The organism is Peribacillus simplex (genome assembly GCF_001542915.1).
GTDB lineage: Bacteria > Bacillota > Bacilli > Bacillales > DSM-1321 > Peribacillus > Peribacillus simplex_B.
This window is the reverse complement of the sequence record NZ_LNNH01000028.1, coordinates 62,814-83,565: the sequence shown is the minus strand read 5'-3', so window position 1 is coordinate 83,565 and position 20,752 is coordinate 62,814. Positions and strand designations below refer to the sequence as shown.

Below are 20,752 nucleotides of genomic sequence, written 5' to 3'. Positions count from 1 at the left end.
ATCAGAAAATCGACTGCTCCAAGCATGATGGAGAAGGGAAACAGAGAGTGAAAGGGGACCTACAGGCATGAGCAAAGAAAAATTACCTCGAATTACAATCCTTGCTGTCGGGGGGACGATTGCCGGAAAAGGAGCAGATAGTACGCAAATCACGCAATATCAGGCGGGTGTTCTTACAATAGAAGCGTTAATAAAAGCAGTTCCACAGGTTAGTGATTTAGCAGAGGTAAGCGGTTATCAAATTGCCAACATAGCTAGTTATGCCACTACAGATCAGCTATGGCTTAAGTTGGCCATGAAGGTAAATGAGTTGTTATCGCAATCGCATTGCGATGGTGTGGTGATTACACATGGGACGGACACATTGGAGGAGACGGCATACTTTCTTCACTTGACCGTAAAAAGTCATAAGCCGGTCGTAATGGTGGGTGCGATGAGGCCAGCAACAGCACTTAGTGCAGATGGACCGCTTAATTTATACAATGGTGTAGCACTGGCTGCAAGTGATGTGGCACGAGGTCATGGTGTTTTAATCTCATTAAACGGCAGGATTGGTTCTGCACGAGAAACGAGTAAGCTTCATACCACTGCGATTGACGCATTTGGTTCACCTGAAGCTGGGTTATTGGGGTACATGGTAGATGGCAGACCGCATTTTTATTATAAAAGTTTGCGAAAGCATACAGCAGAGTCCGAGTTCGTCTTGTTTGATCTACCTCAATTGCCTCGTGTTGATATTTTGTTTGGGCATAGTCAGGACACACGAGATCTGGTTGATGCTGCTGTTGCTGCAGGAGCAGAGGGAATTGTGCACGCTGGAACAGGTAATGGAGGCATTTTCCCGCTAACTCGTCAAGGATTACAAGATGCCAACGAACAGGGAGTGATGGTGGTCAGCACTTCTCGGATTGGTAATGGTTTAGTAACGACAAAACCGGTTGATTTGGAAAGCGATTTTATCGCATCAGGTAATTTGACTCCACAAAAGTCCAGGATTTTACTGCAACTTGGACTAACCAAAACACATCGATCAACAGAGATTCAACGAATGTTTGAAATTTATTAGTAAAAGAATACGGCGGTAAATAAAAGTGGCAGGACATAGATTAATTTTGTCAGCCTCAAAAAACAGAAAGTGGTGATTTTATGGGAAATGGAATGAGTCTGAATTATATAGAAGAGAAACATGAGCCGTACCTTCAACGTGTTTATAAACATCTTCATCAATATCCCGAATTAAGTACAGAGGAATATGAAACGCAGAAATTCATTGAAAACGAACTGCAGAAGCTCCACATTCCATACAGGAAGATGGCGAATACAGGGATCTGTGCTGAAATTCATGGCGAACAACCGGGGAAAACCATCCTATTGCGTTCGGACATTGATGCTTTACCAATAACCGAACAGACAGACCTGGAATATGCCTCCAAAAATAAGGGCGCCATGCATGCTTGCGGGCATGATGCACATATAACGGTTGGCTTAGGTGTCGGAGCTTTGCTGCAAGAACGGAAAGCCAAATTAAAAGGAACGGTCAAAATCATGTTTCAGCCATCAGAGGAAGTTCATCCAGGTGGGGCTGTCCGTATGATCGAAGAAGGAATTCTGGAAAATCCAAAAGTAGATGCGGCGGTTGGCATTCATACTAACCCCTATTTACTACCAGGTCAATTCCAAGTGAAGGAGGGCTGTATGCTCGCAAGCAGTGACCGAATATATATTTCCTTGATTGGAAAGGGCGGTCATGCGGCAGCTCCGCATCAAAGTGTTGATGCCATAGCGATGGCAGGTCAATTCATCTCAAGCATTCAAAACATTGTTGCAAGGCAGGTATCTCCCGTTGATAAAGCGGTCGTAACGATTGGGGAAATAAGGGGCGGCTATACATCCAATGCGATTGCCGATCGGGTAGATTTGGCGGGCACGGTACGAACGATCAATGAAGAAACACGAAAGGCCATTGAAGCAAAAATTGAAGCACTATTACATTCAATAACGAATTTTTGGGGCGGAACGTACACATACGCATACGAAAGAGGCTATCCTGCCACTTGGAATGACAAACGCATGACTCAGCTGGCGATAGAGACTGCATTAACCACCATTGGCAAAAACAGCATCGTTACATTGGAAAATCCTTATATGAGCGGCGACGATTTTGTCTACTTGTCCCAATCCGTTCCTTCTGTCTTTATCTATTGGGGAACAGGAACTAAGGATAAAGAGTGCTTTCCATGGCATCATCCGAAGTTCCATGTAAATTTAACTTCTTTGAAATATGGTGTCTCCCTTACAACTCAACTTATTTTGACTTTTTTAAACGAGGAAGCAAGCTGACCCACCATGATAATCAAATTTACTAGTACAAGTAAATAAGGAATTACGCAGGTTGGTGGAAGACCAAAATTAGGGTTCGGTAATAAAGAGAAATCGAGTGAGCATTCAACTAATGTGTATCTTTCCCCATGACCATTTTAACCAGATAGGAGCATCGGAAATTGTCTGCGTTATCTCTTCAATGACGTTTATTTCACCACTCACTGATACTCTATCTATTTTTTAGCTGAGCAAAGGGGAATGATGGATTTGATTAGGAATTGGTAAGTAATAATAGCATTATTCCATTAAAGGGCAGGACTATTTTGTCGGGAAGTCGAAGTTGTTTTATTGAACAGCAACTGCGCTATGAATGTTTGTAACGTTTTGAACAAGATGACATTCACGAAATATGGTTCGCGAATACTCCAATAGTACAGGGTTTACAAGGTGTTTGATATTTGGAAGGAATTTGTAACTTGTTAATAGTATAATTAGGAAGAGAATCAAATGAAAAATTTTTACACATAAGGAGATAATACTATGGCAAAAAACAAATTACTAAGAATGGATAATGTCGGCATCGTTGTAGAATCCCTTGATGACGCAATCTCTTTCTTCGAGGAGATTGGCTTGAACCTCGAAGGGCGAGCCACTGTCGAAGGAGAATGGGCTGGCCGCGTAACCGGTTTGGGCTCTCAGTGCGTAGAGATCGCTATGATGGTTACCCCGGATGGCCACAGCCGAATTGAACTTTCGCGATTTATAAATCCACCTACTATATCAGATCACCGGACAGCTCCTGTAAATGCCCTCGGTTATCTGCGCGTGATGTTCACCGTTGAAGACATTGACGAAATGGTATCCAGACTCATTAAGTATGGTGCTCAGCTCGTTGGCGAAGTGGTTCAGTACGAGAATTCGTATCGGCTCTGCTATATTCGTGGAACCGAAGGACTTCTAATCGGGTTGGCGGAACAACTCGATAACAAATAAGTAAGTGATGTTTTATAAAAAGCCTTTCCTGAAAGATACATTAAAATTGAAACAGAAAAGCAGTGTGTAAGTCATTCGAAGAAGTCGGGTGCGTCTCATATATCACAGCATTCACGCTGCGGACGCTCGGTGTCCCTCGGTCCCAAGCAACCCTACGCCTAAGCACTTCGTTCTAAGGCTAGCTGGGTTCGTGCATGTAAAAACAACGTTATAAGCCAATCCATCTCGATTAATAAAACTCTTATTCAATATGAACGTCCGATTGTGAAAAAAATCGATGAACAAAATTTTTAAAATAGTAGCTCTATCTTTTAATCAACTACTACGAAATTCCTCCTGAACCTTTTACATCTCAGGGGGATTTTTCATGATAAGCCGTTTCGAGGGGGTTAATGGACAAAGCGGATGATGCCCTGAAATGGATTTCGATTTTCCGAATTTAAATGACAACTATTCAAATGAGGAGAATGCTGAATTAAGGGATTTTCATGAGAAAAAAGTAGAAAAGGCAAAAAAACGAGCTCCATATTCAACGTTTGAAGCTGTTGTTTAAAACAGCTAGAGTCATTGGTCCAAAATAGTTTAAAGTCGCATAATGAGGCTTTAAGGGGCGTTTGGTAGGATGCTTAATTTCGACGTCATTTACGGTCATCTTTGCCAGAATATTCCGAATGTAACAAAGGACCTCTATTGATACATTCGAAATCCCTTTAAATCAGTGTTCTTAAGGGTATCAGAATTTAAAAAAACTTGCCTTTTTTTCCGTTCTTCACGTACAATGAAAGAAGGGGAAAGGGGAAAGAAAACTTATGCAAGCAGCCTCTCAAAGAATCAAGAATGTCCAGCCGATTCGCCGTCTGGATCATATAGAAAAGATGAAAAAGTCTCTATTAAAATATTGTAGCTATAGAGACTATATGATGTTTTCAATTGGTATTAACATCGGCTTACGTATAGGCGATCTTTTAAAGTTGCGAGTGAAGGATATTCTCGAAGGTACGCATATCGTCATCGTCGAGCAAAAGACGGATAAAATTAAACGGTTCCTTGTCAATCCTCAGCTTCGAAAGGAAGTCAGGAAGTATGTCCGCAAGATGAACCTAAAAAATGAACAGTATTTGTTTCCAAGTCGAAAAGGGAATGGTCCAATCACCAGGGTCCAAGCCTACCGAGTCTTGAACAAAGCTGCCGAAATGGCCGATATTCCGGATGTAGGCACACATACACTTCGAAAGACCTTCGGCTATTTGCATTATCAGAAATTCAAGGATATCGCATTACTGCAGCAAATCCTTAATCACTCCAATCCAAAGGATACGATGATATACATAGGACTCACCCAAGATTTAATGGACGAAACGTTGATGGATTTTTATTTCTAAGGAAGGTTTGCGTGTTTGCGCAAATCTTTTTCTTACGCTGGTGCCGCTTTGATTGTAGGAGAAAAAATGTGATGTGTTAATAGAAGAAGCACTTCTTAGTGCTTGAACAGCCAGAGTGGGAAGTTCTTACTTCCATATAGGGACACTATCGATTTGGGCAAAGGCAGAAAAGTGACAGCCTATACCTTCGAATCTTGTTTTCTAAAATTAGTCATTTTATATTCGAAATGGCTAGTTGGTCGATTTTTTGTTTACATAATGTTATTATGGTAATTTAAATCCCTTAGATTGATGGCTTGAACAATAGAAATTACCGAAAAGGATCATTCCTATAGCCAGGTATGATCCTTTTTCAGCTTACATTCCCATATCCCTTTTGATTGATTAAGAGGGAAACTAATTGTATCCAATATACTTAAAGGTTGGATACAATATTTTTAATATTTAGTATTGTAATCGCTTTATTTAGTTGATATAGTTAAAATTGTATCCAATACCTGAAAGGTGGAAGCTGAATTGGATAAGATCCATTCCAATAAAGATAAATTAACGATCGTTAAACATGTAACGAACAGCCTTAGGAAGGCGATTTTGAATGGCACGTTGAAAAAGGGCGATCGCCTTATCCAAGAGGAATGGGCTGATCGTTTGGAAGTAAGCCGAATGCCCATCCGTGAAGCCTTGACACAGCTGCAAATGGAAGGGTTGGTCGAGATGGTTCCGCATAAAGGTGCTATCGTCACACCCATAACCCGGGAAGATATTGAAGAAATCTACCATACCCGGTCACTGCTTGAAGGTCTGGCCGTCGAGAAATCGCTGCCCTTTTTAACTGAGGAGGATATGGAGAAAGTAAAAGGGATACTGATTGAAATGGAAGGACTGCAATTATCGGATGTAACCAATGAGCATTACATTCATCTGAATGCGGCGTTTCATGAAACGCTCCGAAAAGGCTGCCCTTGGCCAAGGGTTCAAAAGATGGTCGAAACGTTAGGAATATCACCGATTGCCCCTAATTTGCTGATTGATTATTATCCGCAAACGCAACGGGAGCACAGGATGATCTATGAAGCGGCACGAAGGGGCGATCCTGCAGAGCTGCGGGCAGCGGTGGAATATCACATTTTGCGGACAAAGAATAATCTTATCACTTATATGGAGCTGCTGAATACTAAAAATCAATGATAAAAGGAGTGTTCAATGTGTATGATTTTGCAATTGTTGGCGGAGGGATTGTAGGTCTATCAACAGGTATGGCCCTGTATCAGCGGTTTCCACATGCCAAAGTGGTGGTCATTGAAAAAGAGGCAGTTGTTGCTGACCATCAAACAGGACATAATAGCGGTGTCATCCATTCTGGGATTTATTATAAACCTGGCAGTTTCAAGGCACGGTTTGCCCGCCAAGGAAGCCGCTCCATGACGGAATTCTGTAAAAAGTACGGCATTGAACATGATATTTGCGGTAAGGTGATTGTTGCAACGAAGCAAGAAGAAATGCCGCTCCTAGATGATTTATACACCCGCGGTTTGCAAAATGACCTGGCGATACAAAAAATCGATGTTGGTGAGTTAAAGGAAATCGAACCGCATGTTCATGGGCTTGGTGCGATTCGTGTGCCTCAGGCAGGCATCGTCAATTATCGTCAAGTCAGTGAAAAAATGGCGGATATCATCCGGGATAATGGGGGTGAGATCATGCTGAATACAAAGGTGGAGAAGATTGCCGAGAAAATTGATGAGGTCATCATCGAAACGAGCAATAAAACGATTAAGGCAAGGATGGTCATAAATTGCGCAGGCTTGCACAGTGATCGAATAGCTGCAGCAGCGGGGTATAAAACCGATATGAAAATCGTTCCCTTCCGCGGCGAATATTTTAAACTGAAACCCGAAAAACGCTATCTCGTCAAGCACTTGATTTATCCTGTTCCTAATCCTAAATTCCCTTTTTTAGGCGTGCATTTTACGCGGATGATCAGCGGGGAAGTGGATGCAGGGCCTAATGCCGTGCTAAGTTTTAAACGGGAAGGATACAAAAAAACCGACTTCAATGCAAAAGATTTAAGTGAAGTTTTACGTTATAAAGGGTTTTGGAAATTGGCCAGTAAATTCATGAAGGAAGGGATGGATGAATATATCCGTTCTTTCAGTAAAAAGCAGTTCACGAAAAGCCTGCAGGAATTGATACCCGAAATTCAAGAGGACGATTTAATCCCGGCGCCCGCTGGAGTTAGGGCTCAAGCGTTACAGGATGACGGTAATATGGTCGATGACTTTCACATCATCATGGGAAAACGTACCGTTCATGTGTGCAATGCCCCTTCACCAGCCGCCACGGCCTCGATTGAAATTGGAAAAGAGGTTGTTAACCGTATTCCGGAACAATCGCATTTAATGGAAGCGATATTCACAAAATAAAAACCTTTATGGAGAGGAAGATGCCTCATGTTTAATGGCAAAACAATATTCATTGCAGGTCATGCACGTTTACCTCAAGGGATGGCAGCAAAAAGTGTTTTTGAAACGTTGACCATCACGGCAGAAGTCGATGTTAAATATGGGGTTGTCCTCGAAGCATCGTGTACATTGGCAACTGAGCATGGACGGGCGTTTATCGGGGAATTATTAAAGGGGACCAGTTTAAAGGATGGTGTCGATGAGGCGATAGATTCAATTCAAACCTATTACCGGGGCAAAGCAGCGAATGCTTTGGTGGCTGCATTAAAGGACTTGGATAACCATTTTCAACAAATTAAAGCGGACGATCATACGAAACTATCAAGCTAGTAATCGTTCTTATTTTTCAGAATAATTTGCAAAAACCGTTGACAAAGGTTAGCAAAAAAGCTTTAATGGAGTTAAGCCAATATTTTGACATTCACACCTTTTGAAACACACCATTTCAGAATCGTGTAAAGTTCTTAATCATTGGAAACAGGAAAAATAAATCTTACATAAACTGCATATTCGCTGTGACTCTATTCCCATAGAGCAGTGAAGTGAATATAAGCCAGTTGTACATGTACTTCCTATTTACTGGGGGTAATAATGTGCGGCTGGCTTTTTATATTTCCCGTTGACTTTGTTACCTATCTTAATAACAGGAGGAATTATTCATGAACATTGCAGAAAAAAAACGGGCTAAGTTTGAAATGAAAACAGAAAACTATGAGGTGAAGGTTCACCCGCAAACCAATCGTTTGTATCACATCGAAATCTCCAAAGAATCCATTGCCGGTTTTCTCGAAGCCGTATTGAAGGATAATCAGACTGTTCAACATTTGGAATATACGCCATACGCTCGCCTCATCGTTGCATCGTATTTATTGGATCAAGTGGGATCGGAATTTGGAGAAGTTCTTCGCAGTATCGTTCATGATCGGGATTCTGGAGGGTTCACCCTCGGCCTAAATGGGGTCACTGAAAATACCGATGAATATGTATTGTTTGCCACAGCCATTTCTTACTTGCTTGGAACACCAAACCATGATGCCATGTCAGGTAAGTATTATGCGCGATTTAGTGTTCAAGATACGGATAGCAGTGATTCATACCTGCGCCAAGCCTATCGTTTATTCACGCTTCATACGGACGGAACGTTTGTGGATGAGCCGACGGACTGGCTATTGATGATGAAGATGGTCGAAGAGAATGCCCGCGGTGGAGAATCACGCCTATTGCATCTGGATGATTGGAAAGAACTTGATCATTACGTCAATCATCCCATTTCGAGTCATAAATTTACGTACAAAGCTCCAAAGAGTAAAAACATTGAACAGGAAATTGAAAGATTGACTTTCTTTAATCACAATAACCAACCAGGCGTTTGCTTTATCGATCAATTCGTTTATCCTGAATCAATCGAACAGGCCAAATACTTACGGGATTTATCTCATTCCTTGGAAAGCGATGAAAGCGTAATGGAATTGGGGCTTCCTGTTGGAGATTTAGTTGTCGTCAATAATATTTTTTGGCTTCACGGCCGTGCCGCTTTCGAAAAGGATCCGAACTTGAATCGTGAATTATTGCGCCAGCGCGGCAGATTCAACCAATAGTTTCATTTTGCACTCCCATAGATTTTTCCCTCGCTAAGAGAGTAACATCTTTACAACGGTAAGAAAAGCTTAATTTCTCGCATTTAACACCGAGAAATTAAGCTTTAGTTACGTTATTAAAGCGGCCTTTAGTTTAATAACATAGATGAATATCTTTCTATTAATCGCTTGGTTACAAGAGCTCCGAATCCAATTAACCTATATGATTCCATCATACATACAATCAACATACCAATTTCAATAAAACGAACACCCATTGCATATAAAATTAGTAAAGCAGCTCCATTGCCAAGAAGTACAACATAAAGCACAATCATCAAATAACGTTGCATAAGTATTAAACTTCTTTTTATTAATAACTCTCCAATTGGAAAGTAAAGATATCCTTACATCGATTATAAAAGATCACGACCAAATGTAAAAATATGTTTACATTTGGTCGTGCTTTTTCTTTTTCTTCTTCCAATAAGACTAGGTAACATTTAGTGCAATTCTTCACAATTCCCCCTGGATTTTAACTTATATATCCAAACCCAGTTAATGCTACTATTCAAGAAAATGGCTTTATTGTTGAACAATAATTAAAAAAACATATAATTCTTTAGTTATGGATAAATCACCATAAACGACTAGTTTTTGAACATTTAAATCTAGTAAAAACACAAGACTAACATTGTGTGCGGATAATATCCCACATTCTGTATTCACACCCTAAATGACGTCATGGTGATTGAACATCAACAGATGATTTAAACGGACTTTTGATCCAGCAGAGAGAGAAATTGCTTTGTAGCCGGTGAAAGATGTGAGCCTCGATGATAAATGTACCTAATTCCCCTTAGAAATTTTACTCCCTCTATGGGAACCTCAACTAATAATCCGCTTTTAATTTCCTGTTTAATGGAAAAATTAGAGACGATCGATACGCCAAGACCGTGAATTACGCTTTGTTTGATTGCTTCCAGGTTACTTATCTCCATATACTTTGGAAAACGGAATCCATATTCTTTAAATTCCCCATCCAAAAAATTTCGGGTAGCAGATTTATTAGGTTTCAAAACCAATGTTTCATCGATCAAATCCTTTAAAGTACACATATCTTTTTGAGCAAGCCGATGTTGGTTATTGACGATTAAAACAAGCTCATCTTGATGAAAATTTTTGAATTGAAAACGGTTTTCATCGATTGGTATTCGATCAGAGAGAACCAAAACCTCTACTTTTTTGGACTCCAGCATATGAATCAAGTGACTTGAGGATGTAATATTCATGTTAATCTTGATGCCAGGGAATTTTTTGTTGAAGTCACTGAGGATAGCGGGAAGAAGGTACACTCCAACAAAATTGCTTGCTCCAAAGGATAATGTTCCAGAAGCTAAGTTGTCTAGTTGCTTAATATGCTCTTTGGATGAATGAAATAGATTAATCATTTGTTCCGCATATGGTTTGAAATGCTCACCTTGTTTAGTTAAGAATAGCTTTTTTCCGATACGGTCAAAAAGGGGAAACCCTAAATCCCTCTCAAGACTTTGAATTTGCATACTTACAGCCGGTTGTGAACAATAAAGTTGCTCCGCCGCCAGGGTAAAGTTTAAACAATCAGATAGTGTGATAAAGGTTTGCAGCTTCGTTAAGTTCATATTTCATGATCCTTCCCCTCAACTATGGCGTTTTCTTATTATTTATAAAATTATATCAAATTGTTTAATCGTTTTACGTGAAAATAAATGAACGGAGAAAATAAAAAAAGATGAGTTTTTTTATGTACAGGGGTGTTAATTAATACTCAATTACACCACTTACAAGGAAGGAAGTATTTTAAGATTACGGTTAACTATAACATTTCTTTATGATTATTAAAAAAAAATCAAATTGTTTCATAGTTTTAGATTCAATATAATGAAAGCGAATACATCACTAATACAAGGAGAATCCAAGATGATTAAAAAAAAGATGAAAGGGATGTCACTTACTCACCATTTATGAAGAAAGGCGGGATTGAGGAATGAAAAAATGGGGAATTCCCATCGCTATTGTAGCTTTTTTATTATTGATATTCATGCCTACGCCAGAAGGAATGGAACCTGCAGCACAAAAATCAATAGCCGTATTCGTTGCTGCTTTGGTCCTTTGGGTAACTACTCCAATTCCGATATACCTAACATCGCTCATTGCAATCCTGATGCTTCCATTAATCGGAGCCGTTGAAGATCAAAAAGTGGCTTTTGGAACATTAGGGTTTGACGTTATTTGGTTAATGGTTTCCGCGTTTGTCCTCACTTCTGCAATGATGAAGTCAAATTTAGGAAGAAGATTCTCATTATGGATGGTCACGAAATTTGGTAAAACACCGAAAAGAACTTTGATTGTTTTAGTCGTTATCAATTTTGTGTTGGCGTTTTTCGTTCCGTCCACGACAGCACGAGCTACACTTATGATGCCGATTTGCTTGATTTTGCTGGAAGTTTATCGAGCAATCCCAGGGAAAAGTCCACTTGGGAAAGTTATGATGCTTCAAGGTCTCCAAGCGGATGCTCTTGCTACTTCGGGCGTCATGACGGCTACTGCTGGTAACATCATTGCAGTCGGTTTCATTAACGAGCAAGCCGGCGGTGACATCGGTTATATGGATTGGCTTTTTGCCTCTATGCCTGCCTCTATCATCACGATGGCAATCACCTTTGCGATAGGGTTAAAATTATTCTCAATAAAAGAAGAAGGTAACTTTGAAAATGTAATGGGTACGCTCCAGGATGAACTGAAGAATTTAGGTTCTTTCTCCTTAGCTGAGAAGAAAGCAACGATCATATTCCTCCTTACTGTATTCTTGTGGGCTACGGGAGACTATCAAGAAGGTTGGTTCGGTTTTGAAATCAGCACCGCACAGACTGCGGTTATTGCAGCACTCCTTTGCTTGCTTCCAAAAGTCGGAATGCTTGAATGGAAAGATGCGAACATCAAATGGGAACTCATGATTTTCGCTGCAGGTGCCTATGCTGCAGGAAATGCATTGGACGATTCTGGAGGAGCAGTATGGCTAATCAGTAAGTTAGTTGATGGTTTAGGGATAGACCAAATGAGTCATACGATGGTAGCTGTAGTTGTCATTTTCCTAAGTATGTACAGCCATCTCATCTTTACGAGTAAAACTGTGAGAGTTACGATTTTGATCCCAGCCTTCATCGCTTTGGCTAAAACATTGGGTATGGATCCTGTACCTCTTGCACTAGCTGCTGCCATGACTATGACCTATACAATCACGCTTCCGCCACATTCGAAAGTTAATACGATTTATTTTTCAACAGGATACTTTTCTGTCTTGGATCAAATGAAGTATGCGGTTGTTACTTGCTTTATTGGCGCTTCCGTTATCAGTCTATTATATTTTACTTGGTTTAACGTGCTGGGGTTATAACATTAGGAGGAAAGCATTATGTTGAAAAGAAAAGTTATCATGGCAATTGCTGATGGATTAGGGGATCGCCCCCATCCTTTATTAGAATATAAAACTCCATTGGAATACGCTCAAACACCGAATCTAGATCGCCTAGCTTCTGAAGGGATAACGGGTATGATGAATCCAATTAGTTCCGGCATTCCCGTAGGAACGGATATGGGACATTTAATTTTATTCGGTTATCAGCCTCATCATTATCCTGGACGAGGACCTATTGAGGCTATAGGCATCGGTATGCAAGTCGAGCCTGGAGATATTGTATTTCGGTGTAATTTTGCCACGGTCGATGAGAACGGAATTGTTGTCGATCGACGTGCAGGGAGAATTCGCGAGAAAACCGACGAAATTGCTGAAGCTATTAATGGAATAGAGATTGAAGATGGGATAGAAGTCTTTTTTAAACCAGCTACGGAACATCGAGCTGTGTTAATCCTGCGTGGAAATGGATTAAGCGATAAAATTAGTGACTCCGATCCTAAAGCCCCGCACGACGGTAAACCTTATCATCAGGTAGAACCTATGGACGCATCGAAGGAAGCTGCAAGAACAGCAACTATTTTAAATATGCTTCTTAAGAAGTCCCATGCCATATTATCATCCCACCCAATTAATATGAAGCGCAATGCTGAGGGGAAGTTACCCGCTAACTTTATTTTGACAAGGGGAGCTGGAAAAATGGTGAAGCTGGAACCAATTGTTCAACAACTAAAAGTTAAAGGAAGCTGTATTGCAGGAGAAAGTACGGTATTAGGTGTTGCCCAACTAGCCGGCTTTAAGCCGATTACCGATAGCAGTATGACAGGAAATATAGACACAAATGTAGAATTAAAAGCGCGACTAGCTCTTGAAGAGATTGCAAAACAAGATATGGTCTACGTCCATATTAAGGCGCCTGATGTTAAAGGCCATGATAATGAACCATTTGAAAAAGCAAAAGCAATTGAACTTTTCGATCAGATGGTCGGGCTTATTGTCCAGGATTTACCTGAAAATGTCTATTTGGCTTTGGCTGCTGACCATTCTACGCCTTGTGAAGTCGGAGAGCATACAGGTGAACCCGTTCCGATCCTCATTCATGGCCCTGGAATTCGGAGAGATCGTATCATGCAATATAGTGAACTGGATTGCGCCCATGGGGGATTAGGGCATTTAACCGGGAATGAATTTATAAGAACACTGCATGGATTAATAGGAGTTGTAAAAAAACAAGGTAATTAGGATATAAAAGAGGTTTTTGAAATGCAGAGAATTACTAATGATTTACTGGAAATGGTTTATAAAAAGGCTTTTAGATTAGGGGTAGATCAATAATTTATTTTCTGGATAGAAAAAGAGATCAAAAAAGAAAAGGAGGGGGCACGATGGAAAGAAAATTAGGTATTAGTGATACAAAGAATAGGACGTATATTGGTTAGATAAATTTTGTCTGATCCAAATAATACCTTTAATTTAATAGCAATCAATTCCATTTATCCGGCAGAACCGTCGCTCATTTATTGAAATATGATTCTGTTCATGGAACCTGGGATATTGACATCTCAGGACAAAATGAAAATCTATTAATAAGATTCAACCAATAGTTTCATTTTGCACTCCCATAGATTTTTCCATCCCCAATTGGATAAAGATCAATGCTGATGCCCTAAAGGGTAGAGCAGCATTGATCTTTTTTTTGACGCCTATCAAACAAAGGTGAACCTATTTTTCCAAAGCACCTCTTACATCATACATATCCAGATCGATATCCAAATCCCTATCAAGTGCAAGGTTTGCAAGTTGTGAGCCAATATAAGGACCCATCGTTAAACCGGAAGCTCCCAGGCCATTCGCTATGATTATCCCTTGCCAATCAGGCAGCGGGCCGATAACTGGCAGGAACCCTGGCGTGAAAGGACGAAAGCCGACCCTTGCTTCGACGAACGAACTATCTGCCAAACCAGGAGCGGTATTCATTGCTTTATTGAAAACCTCCTGCAAACCTCCGGCGGTCACTCGGTTGTCGAACACTTCCGTATTTTCATGGGTAGCGCCGGCAACGATTTTATTATGATCGAATGCGAGGAGATATTGATCACTAGGAGGCATGACAACCGGCCAGTTATCGGTTCCCTCAATCGGCGAATCAAGATGGATGATTTGGGCCTTCTGAAAGCTGACTTTAAAGTTCACACCAAGAGGCTTAAGCAAGCCCGATGCCCATGCCCCCGCACAAACGATCACTTGATCAGCAGATATGAATTTGCCTTCGAAGGTTACACCATTGACCTGTGAATCTTCATATGAAAGAATGGCCTCACCATACATTAACTTAGCGCCGTTTTTTTGCGATGAACGCAGTAAAGAATCGCGAAGTGCCCTACCATCCACCCGAGCGGCCCCACTTACATGAACAGCAGCATATTCACTGGAAAGAGGTGGGAATAACTCCTTTGTTTCCAAAGGGGATAGTAGGGTGATCGTGCCCATCTCCGGAGCGTCTTCTTTCCGTTTTTCGGCTCTCTCCTTCATCGCCATCAGTTTTCCTTCTTCCGTATGTAAACTGACGGCTCCGACTTGGGCATAACCAGTCTCGGTTTCCCCATCCCGTTTCAGTTCATCAATCAGTCCAGGATAAAAAGCCGCTCCATTTTTAGCAAGGTGGTACCAAGCCTTGTTACGTCTTTGCGATATCCAAGGACATACGATTCCTGCAGCGGCGGAGGTTGCCTGTCCATCATCCTGACGATCAATGATGATCACTTCAGCCCCCGCTTTAGCAAGCTGATAGGCAGTGGAGGCTCCGAGGATCCCTGCTCCTACGACAATGATTTTTTGCATGTTCAACATCTCATTTCTCTATTTGTATACCTGCTGTACCATTACTATAACGAAGCCTTGGTACGATTTCCACATTAGTATTGTAATTTGTTTCACAAAGTTATTTTCTAAGCTGTGGATATGCTATGATGGAAATTGCATAAGCTTGAAAAGATACGAGGAGGACATCATATGTTAAGAAAACGAATGGAAGCATACATATCAAAATCCATCACCAATAACAAGGTGGAGCTATTTAATGAAGAAAAGGAGTATTCGGAAAAGCATAAATTAATTACGGAAGATAGCACTATAGTGGTAAAGGAAAATACATCACGTTTTGTCGATGCTTATATCGAACGCAGTAATAAAGAGAGTGAAGAATTGATTGCCATCGAGAATGCTTCATTCTTGGCCCAGCCGATTGACTACTTTAAAAAAAATAAAGATGAATTCCTTTATTTTGAATCGGAATGGTTCGAACTTATCGGAGTTGAGGCCCTTTCTATCGAGGTAGATGATGTATTCGGTACCTATAATGCGATGTTCGGGTTGAAACTTCAGAAAAAAATGGGTGATGTCTTAAAAACGTATTTAAAAAAGGAGCTTCAAGAAGACATTGGTTCATTCAGTTTAATGTTTAACCCGGGTGACGGCCTTTGGGATGTCAACTTTGCCTTGAATAACGTCAAAGGGTTTCGAGAAGACCTATCATTAGAAGATGCTTTTCATTTAATTTATCATTTTCTTTTTATCCTTGTTCAAACAGTCGAAGAAGAAATATAAGTGCAAGTAACGCTATCCTTTGGATGGCGTTATTTTAATTTTTCGAGACAGTAATAAGGAATTGGAAAACAACCAATAGACGGGAATAAAATATTCATGTTCCTGGTACATTTCTCATAAAAACATTTCCACTATGATTTTCCCCCTTTTGTATATCTGCTCTGCCATAAAAATTCCCCAATGATATATTCGCAAAACTTCCTTGGTCTTTCAGTGGCATTCAGCTTGCTGGGACTGGAAAATTCATTAACTTTTTTTAAAGGTATGGCACAACTTTAATGAACATGTGCCAAATTGCATGAAACTCATGTTTTTGATTATTGCAGACATCCATTTTATCTATTATATTATACACAAATGCGCCATATCGCATTTATGTGCTTTTAAACCCAACACCAAATCAATTAGCTTCGGCATAATAGAAAAGTAAACAGTGAAAGAAGGGATATGAAATGTCAACTTCAAAACAAATCACTCCTGCACAAAAAATGAGCGGGGATTCGCCCCAAAACTTGTGCAATTAAACGATGAAGTGTTATTTGGAGAAGTATGGGAGCGTAAGGAGCTTTCTCCACGTGATCGCAGTTTCATTACCGTATCTTCATTAATAGTTGGTGGAAATACGGATTTCATTTAAACAAGGCAAAAGAAAATGGCCTTGCAGAAGAAGAAATGGTAGAAGTCATGACCCACCTTGCTTTCTATGCTGGTTGGCCAAAAGCGATGTCAGCGATTACGGTTGCAAAAGAATCGTTTTCAAAAGAGAAATAAGAAAATATAGGTTCATTAAGAAAGGATGTCATTTTAACATGTCTACTATTCAAGATAAAGTTGTAATCATTACGGGTGCTTCTAGTGGAATTGGCGAAGCTACTGCAAAGGACCTAACATCCAAGGGTGCCAAGCTGGTACTTGCTGCACGTCGTGAAGACCGGCTTAAGGCATTACATGAAGAGATACTGAAGAGTGGCGGACAAGCCATTTATAAGGTGACGGATGTTACATCCCATGAACAAATGGAAGAGCTGGCTGAGTATGCGCTAAAAGAGTATGGTAAAATCGATGTTTTAGTCAATAATGCAGGCGTCATGCCACAAGCATTTCTTTTCAATAAAAAAGTTGATGAATGGGATAAAATGATTGACGTCAATATTAAAGGGGTTTTGTATGCCATTGCTGCCGTACTCCCATCCATGAGGGAACGTAAATCAGGGCATATCATTAATCTTTCTTCGGTAGCGGGACACAACGTCTACCCAGGGGGAACGGTATATTGCGGCACCAAACATGCAGTAAGAGCCATTTCTGAAGGCTTACGACAAGAAGAGGCAATGAGCGGTACGAATATCCGTGTTACAAATGTATCTCCAGGGGCTGTTAGCAGCGAATTGCTAACGACTACTACAGATCCGGAGATGAAAGCGGGGTTGGATGAATTTTACAAAACGGCAATTGATGCGGAAAGCATCGCCCGCACCATTGCCTTTGCCATTGAGCAGCCTTCTGATGTAGCCATAAATGAAATGATAATCCGGCCAACTGTACAAATGGGCTAATCATATATAATTGTTCGGATCCTGTTTTGGAGGTTTTTAACATGGGCAGTAAGCGCCGTCCATATATGGTTTGCCATATGTCGTCTTTCAACAAAAAAGGAGGAAACATTTAATGAAAAATGAACAACTAAACAATAGCGCAATTTTTCCATTGGGACAAAAAGTTGAAAAAAACTTTATCGGTGATGCCTACTTACATATGGTGTTTACCGATCCGAAGCCACTCCATACTTCTATCGGTAATGTAACCTTTTCACCTGGAGCACGCAATAACTGGCACTCCCACAATGTTGGACAAGTATTGCTGATTACCAGCGGAGAGGGTTGGTATCAAGAAGAAGGGAAGCCGGCCCAATTCCTTAAAACCGGTGATGTGGTGAATATCCCTCCGAATGTCAAACATTGGCATGGTGCGACAAAAGACAGTTGGTTCGTCCACTTAGCCATGACCCCTGGTGAAACGGTCTGGTTAGAAGCCGTTGATGATGAAACGTATCACAATTTATAAAACTAACGCATCGAATGACTAAATTCGATGCGTTATTCTTTTATTATGGTTGCTGTGTGATGCCATCCTTTGGGTGGCTTTTTTACCTTTTCCATGCGGTGGAACTTTCATCGTTTAGCGAAAAATTCAGAAGGTGGGAGGAGTACTAAGGATTTCCTCTAGGCATATTACAGTAATTCTTTTCAACAATCGGAGGGAGAAGTGCTGAATGAAGTCAAACGAAGCTCTTCTAGCATCATCCTCCGAAAATGGGATGTTCTTTTGCATGTTGTCATAACTGTATGTACAGGCACTTATTTAATAATATTCCTGTCTTTTTCATGTTTAACGTCAATAGTTAAAAAAAACATTCTTGATTTTGTTGTAAAATAAAGGGGATTACTTTTCGTTTCATTAGGAGGAAACAATGGATATAAGACTTTTGAAACCATTAGATGCTGAAAATTATCGAAATGTAAGATTGGAAGGTTTACGAAAGAATGCTGAATCATTCGGTTCAAGCTATGAGGAGGAAAAAGAGAATTCAATAGAAACATATAAGAGTCGCTTGCAATCGGATGTATCTTTTACCTTTGGTGCATTTGAACAGGGAAAACTTGTCGGTGCTGTTACTTTGGTCAGAGAAAATAAACGTAAACTAAAACATAAAGCCCATATCTTTGCCATGTACGTTTCACCTGAAAACCGTGGTAGGGGAATTGGAAAGAGCTTGATGGTAGAAGCAATTAAGAAGGCAAACGATTTGGAAGGAATTGAGCAGGTTTATTTAACTGTGGTAACAACTAATGAATCAGCCAAAAAACTGTATTCTTATTTTGGTTTTGAGCTGTTTGGTAGAGAAAAGAGAGCATTGAAATTAGATCAGGCATATTTTGATGAAGATCATATGGTTTTGTTTCTTTAAAACCATTGTTAGCAAACCAACGGATGCAAAAGAGGATAGGTAGATACTGATCCAATCACTCAATCGAGTAATACGAAACCCTCCTGAATCTTTTTCATTTCAGGAGGGCTTTTCATATAAACCTTTTCGCTTCCATGTCCCGAAATAGGTTACCTGCATACGGACCTAATGAAGCGAAATCATGAAGTTCAATTCAGGTGAATTCCTAAAAACGCAATAGCAGGCGCTCGATAAATTAGCATGGAAAGGTTACTTTTCTTTGTCGTGAAGACGATCTTCATATTCGGTTTCCAGCATCCCATACAGACCATTCATTTCCTGTTCATCTGGGTCGGCCCCAAAGTCGTTCGTGATTTTTTTCTTTTTATCATCATTCTTTTCTTGTTGATCATTATTCTTACCCAAACATATCACCTCCAATCACTAGTGTTTCTCCATGTCAATATAAATATACCTTCATGGCAAAAAGCGAGTTCCCGGTTAGATGGGCAAAGTTTTCATTAGTTGGCGATTCATCCAAATAGCCGGCATTTTTAGTTTGAGCAATTAAAATGCTATTCTAAATAGTTATTACTTTAACTTTTTGTTAAACTATAAATATATAACCTAGAGATTACGGAGAGAGCATGTGAAGAAAAAACGTAAGAAATCAAAGAAGTTGTTAGTTATACTGAGCTTGGTTTTGGCCTTTTTGGTCATGAAGCAGGTCATGCAAAACCCATTTAACGGAAATGTATCCACATCGATACCCCCTCTGGATTCTTTTGCGAATGTAAAGAAATATAGTCCCATTATCCAAGATGAGTTGAAAAAATACGGGCTTGAAGAACATACTTCAACATTGATTGCCTTGATGCAGCAAGAAAGCCGTGGGCGCGGCGGTGATCCCATGCAGTCATCTGAATCTGCCGGACTGGACCCCAATACCATTACAGACCCAAACGAAAGCATAAAGTATGGCGTGAAGCATTTCAGAAGGATCAATGAATATGGCAATGAAAAGAACGTTGATTTTGCCACGATCATTCAAGCCTATAACATGGGAATTGGTTATATTGATTACATAGCAAAAAAAGGGGGGAAGCATACGGAAGAGCTAGCCAAGCAATTCTCCATGATTCAAGTGGAAAAGGACCCTGCGCTCTATGATTGCGGCGGGGACAAGGACAATTTCCGCTATCCGTATTGCTACGGTGATTATACGTACAGCGAAAAAGTGACCAAGAACATTGAAGAGCTGGCAGACAGTATTTCAGCTCAAGCGGACAGTGAGTAAGGATATCCTTGCAATAGATTCACCTGTTTACAATTGACTTGCCTGCCAAATTTCTGGCAGGTTTTTTTATCTCTGACGTAATAAGGAAAGGAGGTCTTCATGTTTATAGAAATGCCCTGATTGTAACACGGTTTGAGCAAGCAGATCATCCATTGAATCCAATAAATCGGTCAAAGCTTGTTGGACTGACCCATTTTCGAACACATCCAATGGGACGGGGAGCTCGTCTTCATCCAAGATAAAGTGATCGCCATCCGGAAGGACCAATATATCAATGATCAGGTCTTCAAAAGTTACCAACTTGTCCAGAATGGAAGTGTTTTTCACCATATTGAAATATGAACCGACATATTGTCCTTGCTTGTTTCTCCAAATGTACAAATTATAGGGGCGATGCCGCCAATAATAAGCAATCGTATAGCTTCCTTTCGAGATCGTTAATTCGGTTTCCGGGGTGTTCATCGTGAAAGAATCGTTGACTTCGTGAAAAAGCACAACTTCATCTTCATCTGCCGCTAAACAGATGCAAGGATGATCCACGATTAAAGAGTCGTAGCGGATTTTTCTTTCTATCATTTCGTCACGACGTTGAATCGCAAATGCACTTATATGGACCATTTTTCATCTTTCTCCTTATCATGCGATTTTGATTATGTATTTCAGTGTAGCCCTGAACATGTTTCGTTTCTATTTGGAGGGTATTCAGGTAAAG

At 40.3% G+C, this 20,752-nt stretch carries 21 protein-coding genes; 16 read left to right on the top strand and 5 right to left on the bottom strand.

The genetic code is table 11. The features are described from left to right. Positions 1 to 67: 67 nt before the first annotated feature. From AS888_RS14580 to glaH, 8 genes are all read left to right on the top strand, one after another. Positions 68 to 1,066: an asparaginase gene (locus tag AS888_RS14580; RefSeq protein ID WP_061142875.1), complete on the top strand. Its 999-nt coding sequence runs from the start codon at positions 68 to 70 to the stop codon at positions 1,064 to 1,066. A gap of 80 nt (positions 1,067 to 1,146) precedes the next feature. After that, the gene (locus AS888_RS14575) at positions 1,147 to 2,340 is read left to right on the top strand and encodes a M20 metallopeptidase family protein (protein ID WP_061142874.1); all 1,194 of its coding nucleotides are present in this window, start codon (positions 1,147 to 1,149) and stop codon (positions 2,338 to 2,340) included. A 522-nt stretch (positions 2,341 to 2,862) separates the two neighbouring features. Then, a complete protein-coding gene (locus AS888_RS14570) occupies positions 2,863 to 3,315 on the top strand; it encodes a VOC family protein (RefSeq protein ID WP_061142873.1) in 453 nt (150 codons plus the stop codon). 809 nt (positions 3,316 to 4,124) lie between these two features. After that, entirely contained in the window at positions 4,125 to 4,697 is a 573-nt protein-coding gene (locus tag AS888_RS14565) for a site-specific integrase (protein WP_232732085.1), read from the top strand. Positions 4,698 to 5,213: 516 nt separating this feature from the next. After that, positions 5,214 to 5,885, top strand: a complete 672-nt coding sequence (locus AS888_RS14560; protein WP_260320218.1) for a GntR family transcriptional regulator — start codon at positions 5,214 to 5,216, stop codon at positions 5,883 to 5,885. Positions 5,886 to 5,902: 17 nt separating this feature from the next. Further along, positions 5,903 to 7,120: an L-2-hydroxyglutarate oxidase gene (gene lhgO / locus AS888_RS14555; RefSeq protein WP_061142872.1), complete on the top strand. Its 1,218-nt coding sequence runs from the start codon at positions 5,903 to 5,905 to the stop codon at positions 7,118 to 7,120. Between the two features lie 27 nt (positions 7,121 to 7,147). After that, complete coding sequence (locus AS888_RS14550; protein WP_061142871.1) at positions 7,148 to 7,489, top strand: DUF3870 domain-containing protein; 342 nt, start codon at positions 7,148 to 7,150, stop codon at positions 7,487 to 7,489. 329 nt (positions 7,490 to 7,818) lie between these two features. Then, on the top strand, positions 7,819 to 8,757 hold the full coding sequence (glaH, locus tag AS888_RS14545) for a glutarate dioxygenase GlaH (protein ID WP_061142870.1): 939 nt from the start codon (positions 7,819 to 7,821) through the stop codon (positions 8,755 to 8,757). 128 nt (positions 8,758 to 8,885) lie between these two features. Here the strand turns inward: glaH and AS888_RS14540 are convergent, their stop codons facing one another. After that, complete coding sequence (locus tag AS888_RS14540) at positions 8,886 to 9,089, bottom strand: hypothetical protein (protein ID WP_185113098.1); 204 nt, start codon at positions 9,087 to 9,089, stop codon at positions 8,886 to 8,888. A 417-nt stretch (positions 9,090 to 9,506) separates the two neighbouring features. Further along, a complete protein-coding gene (locus AS888_RS14535) occupies positions 9,507 to 10,397 on the bottom strand; it encodes a LysR family transcriptional regulator (RefSeq protein WP_061142869.1) in 891 nt (296 codons plus the stop codon). Between the two features lie 365 nt (positions 10,398 to 10,762). On the opposite strand from AS888_RS14535, the gene AS888_RS14530 reads away from it, so the two are divergent. Together AS888_RS14530 and AS888_RS14525 are read left to right on the top strand one after the other, a co-directional pair. Then, positions 10,763 to 12,172 carry an SLC13 family permease gene (locus tag AS888_RS14530; protein ID WP_061142868.1) on the top strand — a complete coding sequence of 470 codons (1,410 nt, stop codon included), beginning with the start codon at positions 10,763 to 10,765 and terminating at the stop codon, positions 12,170 to 12,172. An 18-nt stretch (positions 12,173 to 12,190) separates the two neighbouring features. Next, positions 12,191 to 13,432, top strand: a complete 1,242-nt coding sequence (locus tag AS888_RS14525; protein WP_061142867.1) for a 2,3-bisphosphoglycerate-independent phosphoglycerate mutase — start codon at positions 12,191 to 12,193, stop codon at positions 13,430 to 13,432. Positions 13,433 to 13,912: 480 nt separating this feature from the next. Here the strand turns inward: AS888_RS14525 and AS888_RS14520 are convergent, their stop codons facing one another. Further along, a complete protein-coding gene (locus AS888_RS14520; RefSeq protein ID WP_061142866.1) occupies positions 13,913 to 15,031 on the bottom strand; it encodes an NAD(P)/FAD-dependent oxidoreductase in 1,119 nt (372 codons plus the stop codon). A gap of 171 nt (positions 15,032 to 15,202) precedes the next feature. Here AS888_RS14520 and AS888_RS14515 point away from each other — a divergent pair, with 171 nt between their 5' ends. The 5 genes from AS888_RS14515 to AS888_RS14500 all read left to right on the top strand — a co-directional run bounded on the left by AS888_RS14515 (position 15,203) and on the right by AS888_RS14500 (position 18,764). Beyond that, positions 15,203 to 15,796, top strand: coding sequence for a hypothetical protein (locus AS888_RS14515; protein ID WP_061142865.1), 594 nt, complete (start codon positions 15,203 to 15,205; stop codon positions 15,794 to 15,796). Positions 15,797 to 16,468: 672 nt separating this feature from the next. After that, positions 16,469 to 16,567, top strand: coding sequence for a hypothetical protein (locus AS888_RS27160; protein WP_397251847.1), 99 nt, complete (start codon positions 16,469 to 16,471; stop codon positions 16,565 to 16,567). Positions 16,568 to 16,605: 38 nt separating this feature from the next. Next, positions 16,606 to 17,352, top strand: a complete 747-nt coding sequence (locus AS888_RS14510; protein WP_061142864.1) for an SDR family oxidoreductase — start codon at positions 16,606 to 16,608, stop codon at positions 17,350 to 17,352. 112 nt (positions 17,353 to 17,464) lie between these two features. Further along, on the top strand, positions 17,465 to 17,860 hold the full coding sequence (locus AS888_RS14505) for a cupin domain-containing protein (protein ID WP_061142863.1): 396 nt from the start codon (positions 17,465 to 17,467) through the stop codon (positions 17,858 to 17,860). 406 nt (positions 17,861 to 18,266) lie between these two features. Further along, positions 18,267 to 18,764 carry a GNAT family N-acetyltransferase gene (locus AS888_RS14500; protein ID WP_061142862.1) on the top strand — a complete coding sequence of 166 codons (498 nt, stop codon included), beginning with the start codon at positions 18,267 to 18,269 and terminating at the stop codon, positions 18,762 to 18,764. 249 nt (positions 18,765 to 19,013) lie between these two features. Here AS888_RS14500 and AS888_RS25125 read toward each other — a convergent pair whose 3' ends face one another. Continuing rightward, entirely contained in the window at positions 19,014 to 19,169 is a 156-nt protein-coding gene (locus tag AS888_RS25125; protein WP_100530237.1) for a DUF4021 domain-containing protein, read from the bottom strand. A 223-nt stretch (positions 19,170 to 19,392) separates the two neighbouring features. On the opposite strand from AS888_RS25125, the gene AS888_RS14495 reads away from it, so the two are divergent. Further along, positions 19,393 to 20,040 carry a lysozyme family protein gene (locus AS888_RS14495; protein WP_061142861.1) on the top strand — a complete coding sequence of 216 codons (648 nt, stop codon included), beginning with the start codon at positions 19,393 to 19,395 and terminating at the stop codon, positions 20,038 to 20,040. A gap of 66 nt (positions 20,041 to 20,106) precedes the next feature. Here AS888_RS14495 and AS888_RS14490 read toward each other — a convergent pair whose 3' ends face one another. Further along, positions 20,107 to 20,658 (bottom strand): ribonuclease FAU-1 family protein, encoded by a 552-nt coding sequence (locus AS888_RS14490; RefSeq protein ID WP_061142860.1) that lies wholly within the window; start codon positions 20,656 to 20,658, stop codon positions 20,107 to 20,109. Positions 20,659 to 20,752 lie beyond the last annotated feature (94 nt).